This window comes from Nocardia vinacea NBRC 16497 (genome assembly GCF_000308835.1).
In the GTDB taxonomy this organism is placed as follows: Bacteria; Actinomycetota; Actinomycetes; order Mycobacteriales; family Mycobacteriaceae; genus Nocardia; species Nocardia vinacea.
In genome coordinates this window covers 1-20,029 of record NZ_BAGN01000162.1, presented here as the reverse complement: position 1 = coordinate 20,029, position 20,029 = coordinate 1, and the positions used below count along the sequence as shown (strand labels likewise).

Annotated in this window: 15 protein-coding genes; 12 read left to right on the top strand and 3 right to left on the bottom strand. The window is 64.2% G+C overall.

Features of this window, described 5'->3' with window-relative positions:
• Positions 1 to 3: 3 nt before the first annotated feature.
• Positions 4 to 1,383 (bottom strand): amino acid permease, encoded by a 1,380-nt coding sequence (locus ON44_RS21550; RefSeq protein ID WP_218007615.1) that lies wholly within the window; start codon positions 1,381 to 1,383, stop codon positions 4 to 6.
• 161 nt (positions 1,384 to 1,544) lie between these two features.
• Here ON44_RS21550 and ON44_RS21545 point away from each other — a divergent pair, with 161 nt between their 5' ends.
• Genes ON44_RS21545 through ON44_RS21535 form a run of 3 tightly spaced genes read left to right on the top strand, consistent with a single transcriptional unit; the run spans position 1,545 to position 5,282 of the window.
• Positions 1,545 to 2,318, top strand: a complete 774-nt coding sequence (locus ON44_RS21545; RefSeq protein WP_040692884.1) for an enoyl-CoA hydratase/isomerase family protein — start codon at positions 1,545 to 1,547, stop codon at positions 2,316 to 2,318.
• A gap of 2 nt (positions 2,319 to 2,320) precedes the next feature.
• Complete coding sequence (locus ON44_RS21540; protein WP_040692883.1) at positions 2,321 to 4,489, top strand: acetate--CoA ligase family protein; 2,169 nt, start codon at positions 2,321 to 2,323, stop codon at positions 4,487 to 4,489.
• Positions 4,482 to 5,282, top strand: a complete 801-nt coding sequence (locus ON44_RS21535; RefSeq protein ID WP_040692881.1) for a crotonase/enoyl-CoA hydratase family protein — start codon at positions 4,482 to 4,484, stop codon at positions 5,280 to 5,282. The genes ON44_RS21540 and ON44_RS21535 overlap by 8 nt, the downstream gene beginning before the upstream one ends.
• A 96-nt stretch (positions 5,283 to 5,378) precedes the next feature.
• Here ON44_RS21535 and ON44_RS21530 read toward each other — a convergent pair whose 3' ends face one another.
• Together ON44_RS21530 and ON44_RS21525 are read right to left on the bottom strand one after the other, a co-directional pair.
• Positions 5,379 to 7,511: a hypothetical protein gene (locus tag ON44_RS21530; RefSeq protein ID WP_040692879.1), complete on the bottom strand. Its 2,133-nt coding sequence runs from the start codon at positions 7,509 to 7,511 to the stop codon at positions 5,379 to 5,381.
• Positions 7,512 to 7,923: 412 nt separating this feature from the next.
• Positions 7,924 to 8,622, bottom strand: a complete 699-nt coding sequence (locus ON44_RS21525; protein WP_040692877.1) for a MerR family transcriptional regulator — start codon at positions 8,620 to 8,622, stop codon at positions 7,924 to 7,926.
• A 265-nt stretch (positions 8,623 to 8,887) separates the two neighbouring features.
• Between ON44_RS21525 and ON44_RS46955 the strand changes: the two genes are divergently transcribed.
• The 9 genes from ON44_RS46955 to ON44_RS21480 all read left to right on the top strand — a co-directional run bounded on the left by ON44_RS46955 (position 8,888) and on the right by ON44_RS21480 (position 19,861).
• Positions 8,888 to 9,364, top strand: coding sequence for a hypothetical protein (locus ON44_RS46955; protein ID WP_051182293.1), 477 nt, complete (start codon positions 8,888 to 8,890; stop codon positions 9,362 to 9,364).
• A gap of 29 nt (positions 9,365 to 9,393) precedes the next feature.
• The gene (locus ON44_RS21515; protein ID WP_040692875.1) at positions 9,394 to 10,308 is read left to right on the top strand and encodes an ROK family protein; all 915 of its coding nucleotides are present in this window, start codon (positions 9,394 to 9,396) and stop codon (positions 10,306 to 10,308) included.
• A gap of 444 nt (positions 10,309 to 10,752) precedes the next feature.
• Complete coding sequence (locus ON44_RS21510; protein WP_040693001.1) at positions 10,753 to 11,865, top strand: GAF domain-containing protein; 1,113 nt, start codon at positions 10,753 to 10,755, stop codon at positions 11,863 to 11,865.
• A gap of 73 nt (positions 11,866 to 11,938) precedes the next feature.
• Positions 11,939 to 12,955 (top strand): conjugal transfer protein, encoded by a 1,017-nt coding sequence (locus tag ON44_RS21505; RefSeq protein ID WP_245567271.1) that lies wholly within the window; start codon positions 11,939 to 11,941, stop codon positions 12,953 to 12,955.
• A gap of 28 nt (positions 12,956 to 12,983) precedes the next feature.
• On the top strand, positions 12,984 to 13,241 hold the full coding sequence (locus ON44_RS21500; protein WP_245567270.1) for a hypothetical protein: 258 nt from the start codon (positions 12,984 to 12,986) through the stop codon (positions 13,239 to 13,241).
• Positions 13,241 to 13,777, top strand: coding sequence for a hypothetical protein (locus ON44_RS21495; RefSeq protein ID WP_063721602.1), 537 nt, complete (start codon positions 13,241 to 13,243; stop codon positions 13,775 to 13,777). The genes ON44_RS21500 and ON44_RS21495 overlap by 1 nt, the downstream gene beginning before the upstream one ends.
• The gene (locus tag ON44_RS21490; RefSeq protein ID WP_040692869.1) at positions 13,777 to 16,305 is read left to right on the top strand and encodes an ATP-binding protein; all 2,529 of its coding nucleotides are present in this window, start codon (positions 13,777 to 13,779) and stop codon (positions 16,303 to 16,305) included. Before ON44_RS21495 ends, ON44_RS21490 begins: the two co-directional genes overlap by 1 nt.
• Positions 16,302 to 18,896 (top strand): hypothetical protein, encoded by a 2,595-nt coding sequence (locus ON44_RS21485; protein ID WP_157187243.1) that lies wholly within the window; start codon positions 16,302 to 16,304, stop codon positions 18,894 to 18,896. The genes ON44_RS21490 and ON44_RS21485 overlap by 4 nt, the downstream gene beginning before the upstream one ends.
• A 146-nt stretch (positions 18,897 to 19,042) precedes the next feature.
• On the top strand, positions 19,043 to 19,861 hold the full coding sequence (locus ON44_RS21480) for a hypothetical protein (RefSeq protein ID WP_157187242.1): 819 nt from the start codon (positions 19,043 to 19,045) through the stop codon (positions 19,859 to 19,861).
• Positions 19,862 to 20,029 lie beyond the last annotated feature (168 nt).

The window sequence follows — 20,029 nt, the reverse complement described above, 5'->3', positions numbered from 1 at the left end:
CGGCTACTCCGCCGTAGCCAGCTGTGCCGCACCGGCGCGGCGCTGATGAATCAGGCCGGCAGTGACCGCGGTCGCGGTGACCAGGAGGGTCAGCGCGAGCGGCGTACGGGTACCGGAGCTCATGGCCATTCCACCGACGATGGCCAGCAGGACGACTCCGACCGCGTAGGACAGGTACGGAGCGCCCCACATCTTCACCGGCAGTGCGGTGATCTGCGCCGCGGTCTTGCGGCGACGTCCGACAATCTGGGTGGCGCAGATGCACAGGTAGACAACGACCGCGACCGCACCCGAGAAGCTGAGCAGGAAGGTGAAAACCGCTCCGGTGGGCAGGAAGTAGTTCGCCACGACCGCCAGAAATCCGGCGCTGGAGGCGGCGAGAACACCGGCGACAGGCACCCCGGAGCGGGCGGTCCTGCCCAGCACGCGAGGGCCTTCACCGCGGTGCGAGAGCGAGAACAGCATCCGCGATGACGAATAGAGACCCGAGTTCAGGCACGACAACACCGCCGTGAGTACGACCAGATTCATGATGGTCCGCGCACCGGGAATGCCGAGCAGGCTCAGCACCGCGGTGTACGGGCTCTGCGTAACTTCTGTTGCGTTCCAGGGCAATAGCGTGACGACGACAAGTATCGAGCCGACGTAGAAGATCAGGATGCGTCCGGCGACGCTGCGCATGCTCGCGCGCACCGCGCTGACCGGATCTTGCGCCTCGCCCGCGGCGATCGTTACCAGCTCGGTGCCGAAGTAGGAGAAGAACACCGTCAACGACGCTACGAGCAAGGGCGTCGCGCCATTCGGAAACAGGCCACCGTGCCCGAGCAAGTTGGTCGTTCCCGGCGCCTGGTAGTGCGGAAGCAGGCCGCAGATGGCCGCGATGCCGATTCCGATGAAGGCGACGATCGCGACGACCTTGATCATGGCGAACCAGAACTCGAAACGCGCGAAAGATGTTACCGCCGTGAGGTTTACGCCGGTCAAGGCGCTCATGAAGATCAGGGAATACAGCCAGGTCGGCACCGACGGTAGGAGCTGATCGGCGACCGCCGCGCCGGCAATTGCCTCGAAAGCGACTGTGACACACCAGTGATAGGCGTAGACCCAGCCCACCGACAGTCCGGCCCAGGTACCGAGTTCGCGGGAGGCGTAGCTCGAGAACGATCCCGTTTCGGGGCTGGCCGTCGCCAGCTCCGCAAGCATGCGCATTACCAGGATGATCACCAGGCCGGTGAGTAGGTAGACGATGACGATGCTCGGGCCTGCCGCGGAGATCGCTTTGCCGCTGCCGACGAACAAACCGGCGCCGATCACGCCACCGATGCCGATCATCGTCAGCTGCCGAGTGTTGATGCTGTGCTTCAGATTTCCCGAGGTAGGCACGATGCCTTCTTCCATAAGCCGTGGGGCCGTTGCCCGATCGCAAGTAGTGACATGAAACATGCCCAACCGGCCTTGCGCAATAGAAATTGCAGAAGATGTACTGTCTGCAAAATATATGGCATAGTGCGGGTGTTGAACCCGCCGAGGAAGAAGTGAGGCCCATGTCCACCGTGCTGGTGAGCAGATCCGGTTCCATCGCGACGCTCGTTCTGAACCGCCCCGAACGGCTCAACGCCGTCAGCGCGGAGCTGTACCGGACGCTGGTCGACGAACTGAATGTCGCCGACTTCGATCCGGGTATCCGCTGTGTCGTCCTCGCCGGTGCCGGACGGGCGTTCTGCGTGGGTGCCGACCTGAAAGCGCACAAGTCCGGCACCATGACACCCGCGGAGCAGGCGCGCTATGTCGAGCTGGGCCAGCGCGCTTGCGAGCAGATCCAGACGATGTCCACCCCGGTGGTGGCGGCAGTCAACGGATATGCCCTCGGTGCGGGTGCGGAGCTGGCCGTCAGCGCGGACTTCCTGGTCATGGCCGAGGACGCGCAGATGGGGTTTCCCGAGGTGAGCATCGGCACCTTCGTCGGTGGTGGTGTGACCAACCGGCTTCCGCGTCTGGTCGGCCTGCGTAGGGCCACGGACATGCTGATCCTCGGAGAGCGATTTACCGGTCGGCAGGCACTCGATTGGGGGCTGGCCCATTCCGCGGTACCCGGGGATCTGCTGCTCGGGTCGGCTCGAGCGTTAGCCGAAACCCTCGCGGCGAAGGCGCCACTCGCGCTGGCTCGGATGAAGGCGGCACTGCACCGCGATGACCCTCTCGACGTCGCGCTCGCCGCTGAACCGCGCGACCTCCTGGCACTGATGGCCACCCGGGATTGGGCCGAGGGCGTCGCCGCATTCGCCGAACGCCGCACCCCCGTCTTCGAAGGAAAGTAGCGATGACCACCATCGACGACCGCGCGTCCAGCCTCGCCGCGCCCGCACGCACAGCGCTGGAGCGGCTGTTCGACCCACATTCCATCGCCATCGTCGGCGCGTCCGCCAATCCGGCCAAGCGCGGCTTCCAGGCCATCCGTGCCCTGCAGCAGTCCGGCTACGCCCATCTCATCTACCCGGTGCACCCAACGGCACCGCGGATCCTCGGCCTCGATGTGTACTCCTCGATCGATCGGCTCCCGTGCGGCGTCGACGTCGCGCTGATCGCCTTGCCCGCCGCTGCTGTCCCCGACACGCTGCGCCAGTGCGCCGCGGCGGGGTTCGCCGGAGCTGTCGTCCTCGCCAACGGTTTCGGAGAGATCGGGGGACCCGGCGCCGAATTCGCCGCCGCGCTCGCATCGGCGATCGCCGAGACCGGCATTCGGGTCATCGGGCCCAACACATCGGGCCTGCTCAACGTCGCCTCGGGCGCGAATCTCGTTGGCCTCGAGGATGTTCCGTGCGGCCCGATCAGTGTGATCACGCAGAGCGGGAATATGCTGCTGTCGCTGGTCAACGATGATCAGGCGACCAAAGGTCCGGGTTTCCACGTCTGCGTGGGACTGGGTAACCAGGCCGATATCCGGTACGACGAATGTCTCACCGAATTCGTCCGTGATCCGGGTACAGGCGTCGTGGCCATTCATTTCGAGGGATTCGTCGACGGACGGTCGTTCCTGGTCGCCGCCGCTCGTGCCGTGCCGGATAAACCGGTTGCCGTGCTGCGCGGTGGGCGCTCTGAGGTGGGGCGCCGCGCCGCGCGGTCGCACACCGGCTCGATCGCCGGATCCGACGCCGTGGCGACGGCTGTGCTGCGGCAGGCCGGGGTGGAGCTCGTCGAGCGCTCCGACGAGCTCGCGGTCGTCGCCGGCGCCCTTGCCGACTGCGCCCCGATCGCCCCGGGGCGCAAGGTCGCGATCCTCAGCGACGGTGGTGGCCACGCCACGCTGGCCGCCGACGCCCTCGCCGCCCGCGGCATCGAACTGGCCCGGCTCGGCGAGCGGACCCAGAAGCGGCTGCGGCACCTACTCGGCGCTACCGCGGCCGTGGCCGATCCGGTCGACGTGGCCGGTGCCACCGACACCGACCCCTTGGTGTTCGCCGAGGCTGCCGAGATCCTCATATCCGATCCCGAGGTCGGTCTCGTGTTGGTCATCGGCCTCTATGGCGGCTACCACCTGCGCTTCGACCCGAAGCTGCGCGCGATCGAGGATGCCGCCGCCGGAATGCTGCTCACACTCACCGCCGAACACGGTGTCCCCCTGGTGATCCAGAGCTGCTACGCCGGTCTCGACATTGCCAACCACGACCGGCTGCGGGCCGGCGGCATACCGGTGCTCAGCTCCATCGATCACGCCGTGCGGGTCGTGGCGGCGCTGGATGGGCGTGGTCGCCGGCTGGCGACTGCCTCGCAACGCTCCGCGCTCGTACTTCCGCCATCGGCCCCCGCCATCCCCGGATCGGGACTCCTCGATGAACCGTCCGCACGGCGGGTGGTCGCCGCCGCCGGAATCGACCTCGGCGCATGGACTTTTGCACGCACTGTCGAGGATGTGGCTGCGGCCGTCGCCGACTATCGGCGACCGTGCGCGCTGAAAGTTGTTTCCCCGCAGGTCATCCACAAATCCGAGGTGGGCGGGGTCAAGGTCGGTGTGCTGACCGCCGAGGCGGCCCAGCACGCACAGTCGATCATCGACTCTGTCCATGCGCATGTGCCCGACGCCCGCATCGACGGGATGATCGTCGCCCCCATGGCCGATGCCGGAATCGAACTGCTGGTCGGCGCCACTCACGATTCGATTTTCGGGCCGGTGGTGGCCTTCGGTAGCGGTGGGGTGATGGTCGAGGCATTGCGAGACGTCACATTTCGCGCCGCGCCCTTCACCGAGTTCGAGGCCCGCGAGATGGTCGACGAGACGATCGCCGCCCGCATGCTCGACGGCTACCGCCATCTCCCGGCGGTCGACCGGCACGCGTTGGCCCGATTTCTGGTCCGCGTCGGCGATTTCGTTGCCACGCACCCGGAGATATCCGAGCTCGACCTCAATCCGGTGATCGCTTCCGGTTCCGGCATCGTCCCGGTCGATATTCGAATTGTATTGCGCGAGAAGGCCGGAGACGACAATGACTGAGCCGATCCGCATCGACCGTGTCGGCCATGTCGTCGTCTGGACACTGAACCACCCGGCGGCGCGCAACCCGATATCCGCGGCCGACACGATTACCGCCCTCGAGGACGCGGTGACGGCGGTCGATCGGGACCACAGCGTGCGGGCGGCGATTCTCACCGGGGCAGGGACGGCCTTCTCCTCCGGCGGCGACTTGAAGCAGATGCGCGATCGTGCCGGAATGTTCGGTGGCGGACCGGCGGAGCTGCGCCAGGGGTACCGGCACGGCATCCAGCGTATTGCAAAAGCGTTGTACCACTGTGAGGTCCCCACCATCGCCGCCGTCAATGGTCCGGCCATCGGTGCGGGTTGTGATCTGGCGCTGCTGTGCGATCTGCGGATCGCCGCGCGCACCGCGGTATTCGCCGAGAGCTTCGTCCGCGTCGGACTCGTGCCCGGCGACGGTGGCTCGTGGCTGCTGCCGAGGGCGATCGGCATGGCCCGTGCGTGCGAGATGGCCTTCACCGGTGAACCGATCGATGCGCGTATCGCGCTCGAGTGGGGCCTGATCTCCGATGTGGTCGAACCCGACGCCCTCCTGGACACGGCCCACCGCCTCGCCGCCCGGATATCCGCCAACCCACCGCATGTCCTGCGGATGACGAAGCGATTACTGCGCGAGGGCCGACAACAGAGCCTGGACAGCCACCTCGAGCTGTCCGCGGCGATGCAGGCGGCCGCACATCACACCGAAGATCACCGCGAGGCGGTCGCGGCCATGCTGGATCGCAGACCACCCGCCTTCACGGGCCGATGAGTGGACTGCGATCGACGAACATGCCGGCTCCCGCGCCGCCGAATACAGCCACCGACGGCGCAACCCCCAGCACACTTCGCGCGCGAAAGACCGAGGCTAGAACGTTGGAATGGCCTTGGACGGGGTGAGGGTGCTGCTCCCCGTCCAGTACTCGGGCAGTGCCATCTTCTGCAGGATTTCCGAGGCTCCGGCAAAGTTCTCGGCTTCGGCGGCGGCCAGGTACTCCCGGCTGAGGTGCACATTGATGAATCTGTTCATCAATGCGGCACGGTCTCGGGTTACGGTGCCGGTCAGGTTGGGCAACGTATTCCCGGTGCCCGACACAACATCCCGAATGGCATGGATAACCGGCTCGGTGGGGCTGCTGAAGTAGTTGCGCAGGAACTGCTGCTCCGGCGCGGTGAAGCTGCTGAACTGCAGATCGGGATCGGCGAAGCGACGTTCCGCCAGCCGATGCGCGGTCCGCTTGAACAGCGCGACGTTGGCCGGGGTCTCGCCCAATTTGAGTACGCCGAGCGAGGCGATGGCCTGCCCGACATGCTTGTCCCCGTCCCACATATTCGGCCCCCAACTCGTGCGGTAGTTGTAGGCCTTGATGGCGTTGGTTCGCATCTCCTTATCGGTGAATCCGGCACTGAACAAAGCCGCTTCGGCATCGCCGAGGCTGGCGCCGCGGTCGACTACGCGATCGATCGCGACGGCGGCGCCCATCGGCGTATGGCCATACGTCGCGGCGGCGGACCTGGCGGAGTCGATGATCTGCTCGCGCGTACGGTAGTAATTGCGGATCCACCCGAACCGGTCCGCCTCGACCGCCATCCGCATATTCGCCAGCTCCGCTTGCTGCCGCATCCCGGCGCGCGAACTCAACGGCGATCGTTTACGGCCCATGAGGTATTCGGTCACCGGCGATGCGTTCAGTGTGTTGAGCGCCGCGAGTCCGGTTATGAGCTGCTGGGTTCCGGACATGCCGCCGCCCGCTCCCATCATGGCGCCGCCACCGCCACCGGACTGGCTGGCATGTCCGCTGGCGAGCACGCCACTGATCTGGTTGGCTACCCGCCCGGTTCCGGCGGCAAGGCTGTGGCTCATGCGACGCAGCAATACGATTCCGACGATCATGAACGATCCGCCGATGAAGATGACCGCGATGCCGTGGCCTTTCGCCTGTTTGAACACATCGCCGAGCACCAAGGCGTAGACGCCGAGATAGACGGTGAACGCGACCATTTTTCCAGACGATACGAAGGCATCGACGAGATTGCGCAGCAGGAAGGTCTGGCTCGGTCCGTAGACGTATCCGCCTGCGGCGAAGCCGAATATGGCCATAAAGGCGTGATAAATCGCCTCCGCAGCGGCCACGACGATCTTGCCCGACAAGTAGACGCCGAACATCAGCAGGACTGCGGCGAAGATCAGCAACAGCAGGCCGGTGCAGATCTGGCCCGCATTGGGATTCTGGATCTTGGTGTACGCCGCGGCGTCGCCGCAACGTTTCATGCCGCTGGTGACCTTGTCATCGCTACCGGCGAGCACCCCGTCCGACCAGGCGGCGCGGCAGGCCGGTGAATCGTCGACGACATGGCCGAAGTTCCATACCTGCAGTGGATAACGCACGAAGTTGTCGGCGAGTGTGCCCTCTATCGAGTCCACCACCGCATTCGGGCTCGGATTCGATTCACCGTTGAGGCCGGCGGCTACCGCGACACCGACATCGCGGCCCTGTGCGAGCAGGCCGTCCGAGGACAGCACATCGGCCAGCGGATGTGCCAGATAGGGCACGCTGAACATCGCGACCCCGATCATCGTCAGTACTTGCAGCGTGGCCTTGGAGAAGTATCCGCGCACAACGAACCAGGCCACCGGTACCCCACCGATGGTTACCGCCAGCACGAAGATGAGGGGCGTGCCGACTTGACCGGCCAGGGTGTCGGCGACCCCGCTCAGCGGCTCCGCGACCAGGTCGAGCCAGCGAAAGCTCACCACATAGTCGATCGCCCAGATGCCGGTGACCTCGGTGGCCATGAACCCCGCGAATTCCAGATCGAGCGCGGTCGACAACGCCGCGTTCCCGGGATGCAGGATACTGCCGTGATTCGTCGCGAAGACATAATTGGCCAGCGGAACTCCGTGCGAATCCCGGACATTCATCCAACCGACGGCATCGATGGTCGAGGCCCCGGTGGTAGCGGTTCCCGTCTGCGCCGTCGCTACCGCGCCGATCGACATCGGAACAATAAATAGCACGAATACGCCGAGCAGTAGCCGGGCCGTTATCCGCCGCAGTCGAGTTGCGCCGACCCATTGCCCGCATCGACGGAACACCGCACGTGGCCGCCACCGCGCCGTATCCCAGTACTCCAAGTCCGACAACGCATTTGGGCGGTCTGTCTTGCCCGACCTGAGCCGCGTGTCAACGAGATTATCTGATCGCCCGAACACTCGTACAAATATAATGGCCGGTCGAGTGTTGAAACCCCTTTGGACTCACGATGATTCGTAAGTAATCCGGAAAGAATTCAATAGCTGTTACCGGCGACACATCATTTCATGTTCGACATGGTTGAAATGCGGTCGCCCGCCGAAGAGCGATGCGCGTTCGCGGAGCGAAATATTCATACCGCTCCGTACGGATGAAATATTAAGGGCTCGGCGGCAGTTCGGAGTGTCTGGCGAAGGCCTGATCGATCAACTCCGAGGTGGCGCGAGTGACTATCAGTCGCGCTATGGCCAGATCGGTCTCGAGTTTGGTGCGATCCTTCGGGGTGCGCTCGGATTGTTCGTAACCGCGCCCGGCCAGGCTGTAGAACAGTTCGGTGGCGTAGCGATCGGCGATCCGATCGCTGTCGGCGCGCAGCCGCTCGACCAATTCGAAGGCGGCCGATGCCGGGAGGCCGACATCTACCAGCCGGGTGGCCAGATCGCAGCAGCGCGGATTGGTCAGGCGGTAGGCCTCCAGCGGGTCGTCACTCGAGGCGAGGGCCTGCTTCACGTAGTCCGGCAGTTCGGCCGACTGCTCATCACGGGCGCCCGCATGCTGTGGGTTGGTGGGCGGATCGAAGGTCGACTGGTCGGCCGCGACACCGAGCACGTCGGCCAGACCATCGCCCCGATCCCAGGCCTCCAGCAGTTCCCGGATCCCGTTCAGCTTCATGCCGCGGCTGAGCAGTCTGCTGATCGTCTGCAGGCGCTCCAGATGGTCGGAGCGGTAGTAACCGATCCGTCCCCGCACCTCGGGTGAGGGCAGGAGTCCGCGCTCGTGGTAGACGCGCACGCTGCGCACAGTGGTGTCGGCTACCCGGGCCAATTCATCGATCGTGTATTCCGACTGCACAGCCATACCTCACAGGAAACCACAACTAACCCCGTAGGACGCGGCCCGTGGATGAACGTGCCGTTACTCAACGATACGTCGGGATCACTACTTGGTCAATGTGCCGTTACATAGCGGCGGAAACGGTTGCCCGGTAACGGATCGTAAGTTAACGTGCGTCATACGGCAGTTCACTGCCGGATTCCGGGGACTGTTGAGCAGCCCTGATGCCCGCCCGATATTGGGACACGTCTTGCGCGACGTGTGCCCCTCGGCAGTCTCGGAGACGGCTATGAGCATCATGCAGGCACGTCGGCCAGCGATCGGATCGCAAACGGCGACACAGATTTCGACGATCCCCACCGCGGCCAAGGCCGCGCACCGACCGCCCTGCGCGGATGGTCCGGACGATTGGGACCTCGATGTCGGCACCCCGGATTCCTGGCGGGCTGCCATTCAGACCTGCCACCACTGCCCCTTGTTCGCCAAGTGTGAGCAGCTGGCGCAGACGCTCTCCGAACGTGGCGACGGCCCGCGAGCGATGATCTGGGCCGGAGTGGCCTACGACAGCGCGGGCCGGGTAGTGGAAAATCTCGATCGGCACCGCACCGCCCCGATCGATCACAAGCGGCCACTTCGCATTATTCGCAACAGCACCCGGCCGGTGTGCGCTGAACTTGTGCCCGCGACACCGCGACGGCGTATCGTGCTCGGGCATCGGCTACGGTCGGCCGGGACCGGTGGTGCCGAATTGGCGTCCGGGCAGTAAGTGGAAATTCTTGTGGCGGTGGGTGGCTCATGACAGTTCTGGCTCTGGAGATCGGCCCCGAGGGGTTCGCGGCGACTCGCGTCGGCGAAGACGTCGATCCCGAGGAGGTTCGCAGGCTTCCGATACCTTCCAGTGCCGCGTGGGCTGCCTGCCGTGATCTGCTGCTCGAGTGCGCCGACGGTACCGACGTCACGGCCGTCGGGATCGGTTCGACGGGGCCGGTCGACATGGCGGCCGGGGTGGTGGCTCCGGCCGAGATCCCGGAGTGGCGAGCCGGTTTCGCTCTTGTGGACGCTGTGCAGAAGATCTTTCCGGTCGCGACAGTGCAACTCGCACTCGATGGTGTGTGTCTGGCCCTGGCCGAGCGGAATTTCGGCGCCACCAATGTGGCAGCGGACTCCCTGTCGGTGGTGATCTCGCAGCGGATCGCCGCCGGGGTCATGGTTGGTGGGTTCGTCGTGGTGGGGCGTACCGGTAATGCGGGGCATTTCGGCCACGTCCTGGTCCCCGGTTTCGAGGACCTCTGCGAATGCGGGGGGCGCGGTTGCCTGGAGGCCATCGCGAGTGGACGCTCGATATTGCGATGGGCCAACAGTCAGGGATGGATCGGAAACTCCGTGGAAGCCCTCGCCGAGGCAGCGGAGGCCGGCGACGAGATCGCCGTGTCGGCGCTGCATCGGGCCGGCACGGCCCTCGGCCGGGCGATCGCCTCGGTGGCGTCGCTGCTGGACATCGATCTGGTAGTCATCGGCGGCACCGTTGCGAAATCTGGGCCGGCGCTGTGGAAGCCGCTCGCCGCGTCTGTGGCGACGCACGCCCGACTCGGCTTCCTGACCGCACTGCGCGTGATTCCGTCGGAGTTGGACCCATTCGGCGTACTGGCGGGTGCGGGTCTGCTCGCGATGATGGCCCAGGCGGCGGCCGACGAGGTCGGCGACGAGTAATCCGGGTCGATAAGGTCGCCTGGAAAACTGGCGGCTAACAGCGCGATTCGCCTTACGAACCGGCGTGGTGGTGCGGTGTTCGATCCGTGCCGTCACGCCGGTTCGGCTGCCGCGTCGTTCCATGCCGTTCGCACGCCGTTGCGTGGCGGAGTCGGAGCAGGTCAGGTGGGTTTCTCGGGGCACTCGGCGGTGCGCGTGTGCCCGGGAATGCCTGTGCCGCTGTTCATTCTGTCTTAGGACTAGGTTAAGAAACCAGCATTCGGTTTGCTCCGTCCGGTATGAATCACAAGACTTCGTTCAGGTGAACCTGTTCCTGACCTGTTGATTGGACCGCTAAACAACGGTACATTGAACAGGTCACGATCATGGCTCAGCGGAGTCATGATTCCGGAGGAACGGCTGGTACGGGCAAGCGAGATGCGTAGCGACGCAGTAATCCCATGGGTGACCATCGAAACGTTGACGCCGGACGCGATGTCCGTGGCTTCGGTGGGGGAAGCGCCGCGTGAGTTCGCGGGCTGGCCGCGGGTTCTCCAACGGCTACTGGCGAAAATGCCTGCGGTCTATGACAGTCTGACAACCGCGCGGTTGGCCGCGGCCATGCAGGCGGCACGCGACCAGGCCGAGGATGTGGATCTGCGGATCCCGACCCGTTCGGGTATACACGAGCTGAAGATCCGGCCGATATTCGGGCCCGCGGGCGATGTGCACGCGATCCGACTCTGGCTCGGACCGACGGCCGCGCAGACCCCGGAGTTGTGTGCCGCCGTCGGCGCGATCTGGGATCTGAATTCGCAAACCATTCAACAGCCCATCGGTGTCACCCGGCTCTCCGGCAGTGCGCCGGAGGAATATGTGCCGAGGATGTCGATCGCGGAGCTGTTCCATCGGATGTCGGCGTTCGATCGTCACGCGGAAGTACTCGATCTGCTCTACGACCCCAAGCCGGGGGACAAGCTGCAGTTCGATGTCACTGTGGCGCACAGCTCCGGTCGAACCGGGCGCTGGCGCATCACGATCCGGGCCCGTGACGACGAGCGGACCCGAGGGGCCTGGTGGCTGATCGAGGACGTCTCCTCCGATGATCAGCCCGCCTCGTGGGCCACGCTGGAGCGAGTCGGGTTGCGTGAGGCGCATCGACGGGCCGGAACTCACCTGGCGGTTGTCCAGCTCGAACACACCAGCATTTCGCATTGGCTCACCGATCCGGCGCCATGGGTGCGTTGGGATTATCTGTTCCAACCCATCGACGTATTTCATCCGGACGATCGGGTCCGGTTGATCGAGATCAGTGATCGGCTGCGTCAGGGGGAAACTGCCGGAGTCACGATGCGGGCTCTGAACTATGGCGGCGGCTATACGCCGACGTCGCTGCTGCTGTATCCGTACCCCGGATATTCGACTCGGCAGCTGGCGATCGCGCAGTTGGTGCGGGTCGCCGATGACGTGCCCGTGCTGGAGCCGCACCAGCAGGCCGTCGAGCCGCACGCGCCGGTCGGTTACGACGATCAGCTGCGTCATTGGCTGGTCGACCGCATGAAACGTAGCCCTGCCTAACTGATTGTCGTTGTTCCCAGGCACGGGAACAGCGGGGCAATTGGGACCGGTTCGGCTCTCTACCATTTCGAGAGTGCGGACAACGGCTGGCAGGCAGGCAGATTCGGGCGAAGAATTACTTCGCCGGATGGCCGCACGTCGCCGCCGCGACAATGCCATCGTCGCGGTCATTGCCGTGCTCGCGGTGCTCGGCGGTGGACGTACCATCCTCGGTTGGTTCGCCGATAAACCGGTCGCGAAGGCACCGGATACCATGTCGAGCGCCATCATCGGCCATGCCCGGCTGGCGGAGTCGTTCGCCGAGGAGTTCGTGGTCACCTACCTGAGCTCCGCCTCCGGTCAGCAGGAACGCCTCGGCGAGTACGTCGGTGCTGGACAGCAGATCACCCTGCCCGCGACCGGGCGACAGGTATCCGATCCGATCGTCGTGTTCACCTCGCGCAACGTGAGCACCGACGCGTTCGACGTCTGGTCGGTCACGGTTTCGGTCAAGGCCGCCAAGGCGGGCGCTGGCGCGGCGGCGACTGGTAATCGCGAGTATTACCGCGTAGCCGTATCGGTGGCAGCCGACGGCAGACGTCGCGCGTTGGCGGTGCCCGCGGCGGTCGAGCCGCCGGGACGCGGCATCGATCTGGTGCTGGGATACCAGAATCCCTGTGGCGCGGAATCGCCACTGGCACAGGTGTCCTCCGGATTTCTGTCGGCATATCTCACCGGCTCCGGCGATATCGCCCGCTACACCGTGCCGAACTCCGGTATCGCGGCACTACGGCCCGCGCCTTTCACTTCGATCGAGGCCACCACGGTGTCATCCGACGAAGGTGGCTGCGGTGTCGGCGGATCGAACGCCCGCGTACTCGTCACGATCAACCCGAAGACCGCCAGCGGTGCCGCGCCGACTCTCGCTTACCCCCTCACGATGATTCAGAACAGCGGGCAGTGGCAGGTGGAGTACCTGGATTCGATGCCCGAACTGCGCGAACCCATGACGGTAGTCGCCGCCGAACAAGGGTCGGGCAGCGCCCCGACCAGCACAGCGACCACAGCACCCAGTTCCGCGGTGTCGATCCCACCGGCGACACAGAACTGAACAGAAAGGCATCACCATGGGTAGTCAAATGAGCATCATCCTGTACAACGGGCTGATCTTCATCCGTTGGTCGGGGATGATCATCATCGTCGGTGCCGGCTTGATCATTCTCGTCTCCGAGGGGGTGAAGTCGAAGCTGTCGCCGGGCAGGCTCATCGGCGTGACTCTCTCGGCGTTGCTGGCGGTGGTGCTGTTCTGGACGTTGCCCACCTTGGCCAACTACGTACGTGTCGACACCAACACCAGGATCGTCCAGGATCAACCGATCGGCGGGGTGTACCGCTAGTGACCCAAGTCGTCAAGGTGTTCACGCCGATCAAACGGGTTCCCACCATGATCGGCAAGGCCCAGAACGGGCAGAAGCTCCCGTTCGGGCCGTACACCTTGCCGCAGATGATCGGTGCCGGGGTGCTCATGGTGATCAGCTCGGTGCTGGCCATGACACTGCCCGCGAATCCGGCCATCACCTTCGTGGTGGGTCTGGTGCTCACCGTAGTCACCGTCGTCGCACTGGGCTTGGTGCCGTATACGGGCGTGCGATTGGTATCGCGGATTCTGTGGATCGGCCGGCTGATCGTCATCCGCAGGCCGGTCTCCGCCTCGGGTATGCCGGTTGGTGAGGAGTCCGGGCGGCACACCCTCTTCGTCGAGGAGAGCGTGGTGATCCTGTTGCCAGATCGTAAGGTCGCCGATATCGATGACCGGGCAGCGGTAGCAGTACTGGCGAGCGAGCGTCCGCTCAACATTCTCGAAAGATGGAGCAAGGCATTGCCGCAGGCTGCAGATACGGGCAATGGCGCGTTACCCGGAGGGCGGAACTGATGGCATTCGAACGAGATCTGCAGCCGACCGCCGCCATTCGCGGACATCTGCAATTCACGCACGGCGGTCTGGTAACTGCCAACTACTTCATCAACCCGCTGGGTTATGGCTTGCGCAAGGCAGGCGACAAATTCGATGTCAAAGCGGCCCATCATTCGCTGATCAATAGTCTGCCGAACGGCTCACTGCTGCTCGGTATCCAGGCTCGCCTCAATACCCTCGACGTGCTGAGTAAAATGGTCGAGGGCGTTGATCTGGACGAGTGCGAAGATTACGCCACCGAGGTGGTGTCCTCCTTCGAGCGGGTCCGCGCGATTCAGCCGCAGACCCGGATATATTTGCTGTCGATCCCGGTCGGGGCCAGCAATTCGGGTATTTCGGCATTGTCGCGGATGTGGCGTGGCACCACGACGACAATCGATGCCGCCGCGCTGTCGCGTGCCGACCTGGATGCCTACGACGAGAAGGCCAATGAGATCCTCTCGCGCATCGGTGGCGATTTCGACCCGGTTCCCGTACCTGCCGCGCTGTTCCAATGGTTGTGGGAGCACTATCTGAGCCGCGGCGCGGTGGGCGATCCGGTCGCCCCGACCCGGGCTGGAGTGCTCGACGATGCGACATCGGCCGTCTTCCGATCGGCTGCCCTGGACGAGGGCGCACAGGCCGACAGCAATCGACGCATCCGCCCCTCCTTCGTGCCGGTGATCAAGGTGGTACAGCCGGATCTGGTTTTCCAACCCTCGTACCAGGCGGTCCTGACACCGCGCTCATTCCCGTATGCGGGCATGTCCTTTCCGGGTGGCAGTGAATTCCTCAGTGTGCTCGAGGGTATGCAGGACGTCACGGTCGACTGGGGCATGCGGATATCGACCAAACCGGCGGAGCAGGTGCTCAAGAATAATGAGCTGAGTCTGCGGCGGCTGGGTGAACAGATGGACCAGCGGGATCAGGAGGTTTCCTTCGCGCAGAACACGCTGATGTCGAAGGCGCAGATGTTGGGCGAGTACAACCAGCATTTCGAGGTCAACGGCGGTGAATCCGAGGTGTCGTTCACAACCGTGATCGCGATCGGCGGAGCATCGCGCGATACGACGACCGATGCGGTGAACACGCTCAAACGCCGGTACCGGCGCTTCAATGTGGAGATGACCGCGCCGGTCGGCGCGCAGGTGGATCTGTGGTCGATGCTCATCCCCGGCAGCCCCCCGCGGCGGGCATACGACGATTTCGCGCATATTGTGCCCTCCGATATGTGGGCGGGCTTCGTACCGTTCACCACCAGCCAGGTCGGCGATGACAGTGGGCCGGTAATCGGGGTCAATCTGTTGTCCGGAAATTTCGAGCCGATCCATTTCGGGATCATGGAAGCGGCGCTGCACGACCTGTCCGCGTCGTTTGCGGTCACCGGTGAGCTCGGATCCGGCAAGTCCTATTTCTTGAAGCTCATGGCGGTGCTCGTCCACGATATGGGCGGACAATTCCTCGCCATCGATCGCAGTCAGGTCGGTGAATGGGAGCATTTCGCGTCCTCGATCGACAATGCGGTCGTCATCGATCTGGCCAATCCGACGGTGTCCTTGGATCCGCTGCGCCTGTTCGACCCACGGATCGCGGGCGAGCGGGCATTGGATTCGATTCTGCCGCTGCTGGACCTGTCGCCGACATCCGGTCCCGGCGCGGCCGCCAGCAATCTGCTGTCGGCGAGGGGGGTTGCCGAGCACGGCATACGGAGTCTGCTGGACTTCCTGCAAGTCGTACGGCGGATGCGGGACACACCCGGGGTGGGTGAGGACTACACCGATTTGGCCGCTCGGCTCGGGACCGTGGTCGATCGGGTTCCGGTGCTGTTCGATCCGAAGCTGAAGCCGCTGCGGCTCGATGCCGCGGCGACGGTGGTCCGCAGCCACAATCTGGCCTTGCCGACGGCGGAGGAACTCACCACCCCGCACCTGTACAACCGGTTGCCGCTGACGAAGCGTCTCGGCACCGCGCTCTATGAGCTGGTCGGCGTTGCCGCCAGGGAAGCGTTCCTCACCGACAACGGCAGATTCGGTCTGCTGGTCGGCGACGAAGCGCACCATTTCACCCAGACGCAGGTCGGCTCGGCGGTGACTTCGGACTTCAGTCGTGACGGTCGAAAGCATTTGGCCGCAATCGGATTGGCGTCGCACGATCCGGCGACGGACTTCCAGGGTGCGGCGCACAATCTGATTCCCAATCGGTTCGTCTTCCGGCAGCGGGATGAAACGCTGGCCCGCAACAGCCTGGAATGGCTCGGCGTCGACCTGGAGGAGGCGCCGTTCCTGTTGCAGATTCTGCGCGAAGAGACCTCGCCCCCGGTCGGTCAGGGGCGGCAAGTACCGGAAGAGCGACGCGGCGAGATGTTCATGCGCGATGCGCTCAACCGGATCGGCCGCGGCAAGGTGCTCGGTCCGGCGCGGGAGGATCGCGCCGAGGCGATCAGCAGCACGCCCTCAGGGAAGGGTGCCGTGCGCTCCGCATTACCGCAACGTCAGGAAATCGCATGAGACTCCCGGCCACCGTGCCCACTTGGTCGCGCGCGTGGCATGGCTCCGATCTAGCGCGTGAACTGGAGTCTTGGGATCCGGTCCACTGGCAGCCGAGGGTGCTCGCGCACCGATGTTGGCTGTGGATCAACGCGACCCGGCGCCGACGCTGGATTTTCTGGGCGCTGGTCGCATTCTTCGTGCTTGTTGTGCTGCCGGTGGCGCTCGGCGCGGTGGCAGGCGCGCAATCCGATACCGACACCGCGCAGTCAGGCGGTAACAGCGCGCTGGGCGTTACGAATATGCGGGATTCTTACGGGGTTCCGGTGTCGCGGTATACATACATCACAAGTGACGGAAGCCTGTTCCACCCGCTGACGACCGTGATGGCGGCGGTCCTCGGCATTATGTCCGCGTTCTTCCTCCTGGTCGTGATCCTGCCGATCTGGGGGTTCAATGCTGCGATCAGCCTGAGTTGGCTCGATTGGATCCGCGCACCCTTGTCCGGAGCTGCCCAAAGCCTCACCGCGCAGCTCGCGACGACAGCGATGTTCTTCACATTTATCACGCTCGGCGCGTTCTTTGTCGCCTACTTCGTGGCTCGCGGTTTTTTCGCCAAGGCATCGTTCCAAATCGCGACTTTGCTCGTACTGGCGAGCCTGAGTGCGTTGTTTCTCAGAGATCCGCTGGGTGAGGTGTTGTCCGAGCACGGAATGATGGCCCAAGGCCGCGACGTCGGCCTTGCCGTGGCGGCGGGACTGAACGGCGACGGCAACGCGAATCCCACCGCGGTTGCAGACACCTTGCAGCAGAACATGGTCGACAATTTTGTGCGCCATCCGCTGCAGGTGTGGAATTTCGGTCATATTGTCGATGAACGGCCGGCGTGTGCTGCCGCGTGGTCGTCCGGTACATCGGCTGGCAATTCTAATCAGGTCAAGAAAGGCCTGAAGGCCTGTGGTGATTCTGCTGCGGCGTCGGCTGCGGACAATCCCGATATGGGGCAGATCGGTGCCGGACTGGTGCTGCTGCTTTTGATGTTGTTGGGGATTATGCCCTTCTTCGGGTATATGGGCATCAGGATCGTATGGTCCGGCCTCGACGCGATTTATTGGGGATTCATGGGCCTCTTCGGGTTTGCCGCGGGTGGCTATGTGTACGGCCCGACGCAGACATTCACGATTCGCAGTATTGTGCATGGCTTCTTTTCGTTCTTCCGGATGGCCGCCGAAATTATTTTCGTCGCGGTCGTGGCATTGATCGAGAACGAGATGCTGAAACAGGCGAAAGGCCGCGAAACCGCCGTATTGTTCATTACCGCGCTGGTGATGATCGTCGCCTTCCTACAGGCGAAACGCTTTACCCGCAACCTCGACCATGGCAACGAATGGATTGCCAACCGCTTCGCGCTGGCGGTGCAGAATGGCGGTTCGCGGGCGGGCGGGGGTTCCGGAGGCGGTGGAGTCGCACTCGGCATGGGCCAATTCGGTGCGGGCCACAAGATGTCGGGTATGGGAATGATGGCCCTGATGGGCGGCGCGAGCACGATTGCCAACTCGCCGCTGACCGAATGGTTGATGCTGGGATTGCCCGGATCGTTCCATCCACAGTCCAGGCTGAAGAGGGCGATAACCGAGGCGCAGGGCGGGGTATGGGCCGAGGATGGGCGGTTCGGTGGGCGTTATGGCTGGTATTCCCAGTCGTATATGAACCGCGAGCTCTACTCCAACAGAGCCAGACGGGAAGCCGGGGCTTACGGCGGTTTGGACACGTTCCGGGGCAACGCAGCGGGCGTGCAAGGCGTAATCGATGCCGGTGGTATGGCGGCCGATTCGTTCGGGGCTTTGCTCGGTGCCGGTGCGCGCAACGAGAGAGGGGCGCAACTCGCGGCTCGCTCGCGTGAGGTCATCGCCAAAGCCGGCCGCAACGAACCGTTCAAGGATAACGACCTCGGTTTCTTGGCTGCTGCGGTACGGCAAGCGCAGAATTCGGCACGCCTGCTCGTCAACGGAGAAGGCGGTAGTTCCCTCGAGACCGCTGCGGATTTCGCCACCTTGGAGCAGGCGGCCCGGGAATTCCGCCGAGTGCGGAGAGGCGGTGTTGCGCTGGATGAAGGCTTCCAGCTGAATGCCCCGCAGCTGGAATTTGTCAACCAATACATGGACGATAACCCTTTGGCTGCGAAGGCGAAGATGCAAGCTCTGAACGCGGTAATAACAAATGAGGCGCCAGCGGCAGGTACAGCGGCCCTCACGGAATATCAAGCGTTGCAAAACGCGCACATGAGCACGCATGGCGCGCCCTTGGACGTGGAGACTGCAGAGCGTATGAAGCAATGGATTATGAACGATCACGCCAGGCGCGCAGAGGAAAGAACCCACGAGCTCTTGGCGGATGTAACCAATCCGGAGTTGATTCGTAATCTAAGGGAAGAGGTCTACCGGGCCGGTAATACTGATTACTACGCAAACGGTGGCACTGGAGTTCCTTCGAACAATGTGACGCCGGTCGGTTATATACCGGGTACGAGGCAGCGTACGCCGCCTAATCCGAACTGGCAGCAGGGAATGCGGGAGGTAGCCCGATTGCTGGAGCCGGGGCCTAATTACTGATCAGGTCTGCGTCTGTTGAATTTGCCGGTTCTGGGCAGAGAGGGTATTCGATGATCGGTCGCCTGATGGTCCTCGCGATGATCCCGGCGTGGGCTTGGATTCTGCTCTTTTCTGTGGTTGGGGTGTGCGGGGTCGGGGGGATGCTTATGACGCTGGCGGGGAACACCTCGACGTCGGCGGCTGCGGATCTGCACTACCAATGCGATAGTGCGGTCGGTCCGGATCCCGCCGTCACGACAACGACATCGAGCGCTACCACCTCGCGCCGGGCAGCCGACACCATTCCCGAGTCCGAGGTGCCGACCACGAACCCGTACGCCGAATGGACCATCGCGCCCGATGACACCGATGCCTCGCAATGGCAGCGTTCCTGCGCGTCCGTGATGCGATCGGCATCGTGGCAGCTGCCGCCGCTGCAGACGGTCAATACCGGGCTCGCTGTGGAGTGTGCGCGACAGTTCGCGCTGGCTGTGGCCCGCAACCCGGCGACGCTCGGGCCCGGCCGCAATGGTTCGCCGGGCACCGTCGATGCCGCGACACTGACCAAGGTCGTCATCGATGCGGCATCGGGTGCGGCGATGACGGGTCAATGTCTCCAGACGGCCACGGGCACCGGGGACGGCACGGTCGGCTCGTCATCGGGTGCCACGATGCCGCGAGCGGAGTCGACTCAGGTTGCCTGCGGGCGGCCGTCGAGCTCGACAACCACCGCTCGGTCGGCCGTCGTTTTGCCGAGTGCGGTTGCCGCCCAGGGGGTTTGCGGTCAGCGCGTCGATACGGCTGCGGTCTCGCCGGGGGATCTGGTCTTCTGGGACTACCGATCCAACGCCCCCACCCGAGTCGGTGTGGCCGTCGACGCCACCCAGATCGTCACTGTTGATCCGGATTCGGGGCAGGTCGTGGAACAGGTGCTGCCGACCGGAGGTGATGTTCGGGTCAAGCGGGTGTTGAAGGGGGATTCGTGACCAGTCCATTGGTGTGGGACGCCGGTGTGGAGCCGGCTGTCGATGACGGGGATGTGGAAGGGGATGCGGGGGATGGCGCTCTAGCTGGCGTAGTGACGCCCTGGACGCGAAAAGCACAACAGGGATCGAGTCCCGGATCGGGTGCGCCGGGACTGCCTGGGGCAGGTT

What these genes read in the sequence shown, in the direction of transcription:
- ON44_RS21540 (WP_040692883.1), top strand. Translation starts at nt 2,321, where the DNA reads ATGACCACCATCGACGACCGCGCGTCCAGCCTCGCCGCGCCCGCACGC.
- ON44_RS21535 (WP_040692881.1), top strand. Translation starts at nt 4,482, where the DNA reads ATGACTGAGCCGATCCGCATCGACCGTGTCGGCCATGTCGTCGTCTGG.
- ON44_RS21485 (WP_157187243.1), top strand. Translation starts at nt 16,302, where the DNA reads ATGAGACTCCCGGCCACCGTGCCCACTTGGTCGCGCGCGTGGCATGGC.
- ON44_RS21545 (WP_040692884.1), top strand. Translation starts at nt 1,545, where the DNA reads ATGTCCACCGTGCTGGTGAGCAGATCCGGTTCCATCGCGACGCTCGTT.
- ON44_RS21490 (WP_040692869.1), top strand. Translation starts at nt 13,777, where the DNA reads ATGGCATTCGAACGAGATCTGCAGCCGACCGCCGCCATTCGCGGACAT.
- ON44_RS21525 (WP_040692877.1), bottom strand. Translation starts at nt 8,622, where the DNA reads ATGGCTGTGCAGTCGGAATACACGATCGATGAATTGGCCCGGGTAGCC.
- ON44_RS21515 (WP_040692875.1), top strand. Translation starts at nt 9,394, where the DNA reads ATGACAGTTCTGGCTCTGGAGATCGGCCCCGAGGGGTTCGCGGCGACT.
- ON44_RS46955 (WP_051182293.1), top strand. Translation starts at nt 8,888, where the DNA reads ATGAGCATCATGCAGGCACGTCGGCCAGCGATCGGATCGCAAACGGCG.
- ON44_RS21530 (WP_040692879.1), bottom strand. Translation starts at nt 7,511, where the DNA reads ATGTCGATCGGCGCGGTAGCGACGGCGCAGACGGGAACCGCTACCACC.
- ON44_RS21500 (WP_245567270.1), top strand. Translation starts at nt 12,984, where the DNA reads ATGAGCATCATCCTGTACAACGGGCTGATCTTCATCCGTTGGTCGGGG.
- ON44_RS21480 (WP_157187242.1), top strand. Translation starts at nt 19,043, where the DNA reads ATGACGCTGGCGGGGAACACCTCGACGTCGGCGGCTGCGGATCTGCAC.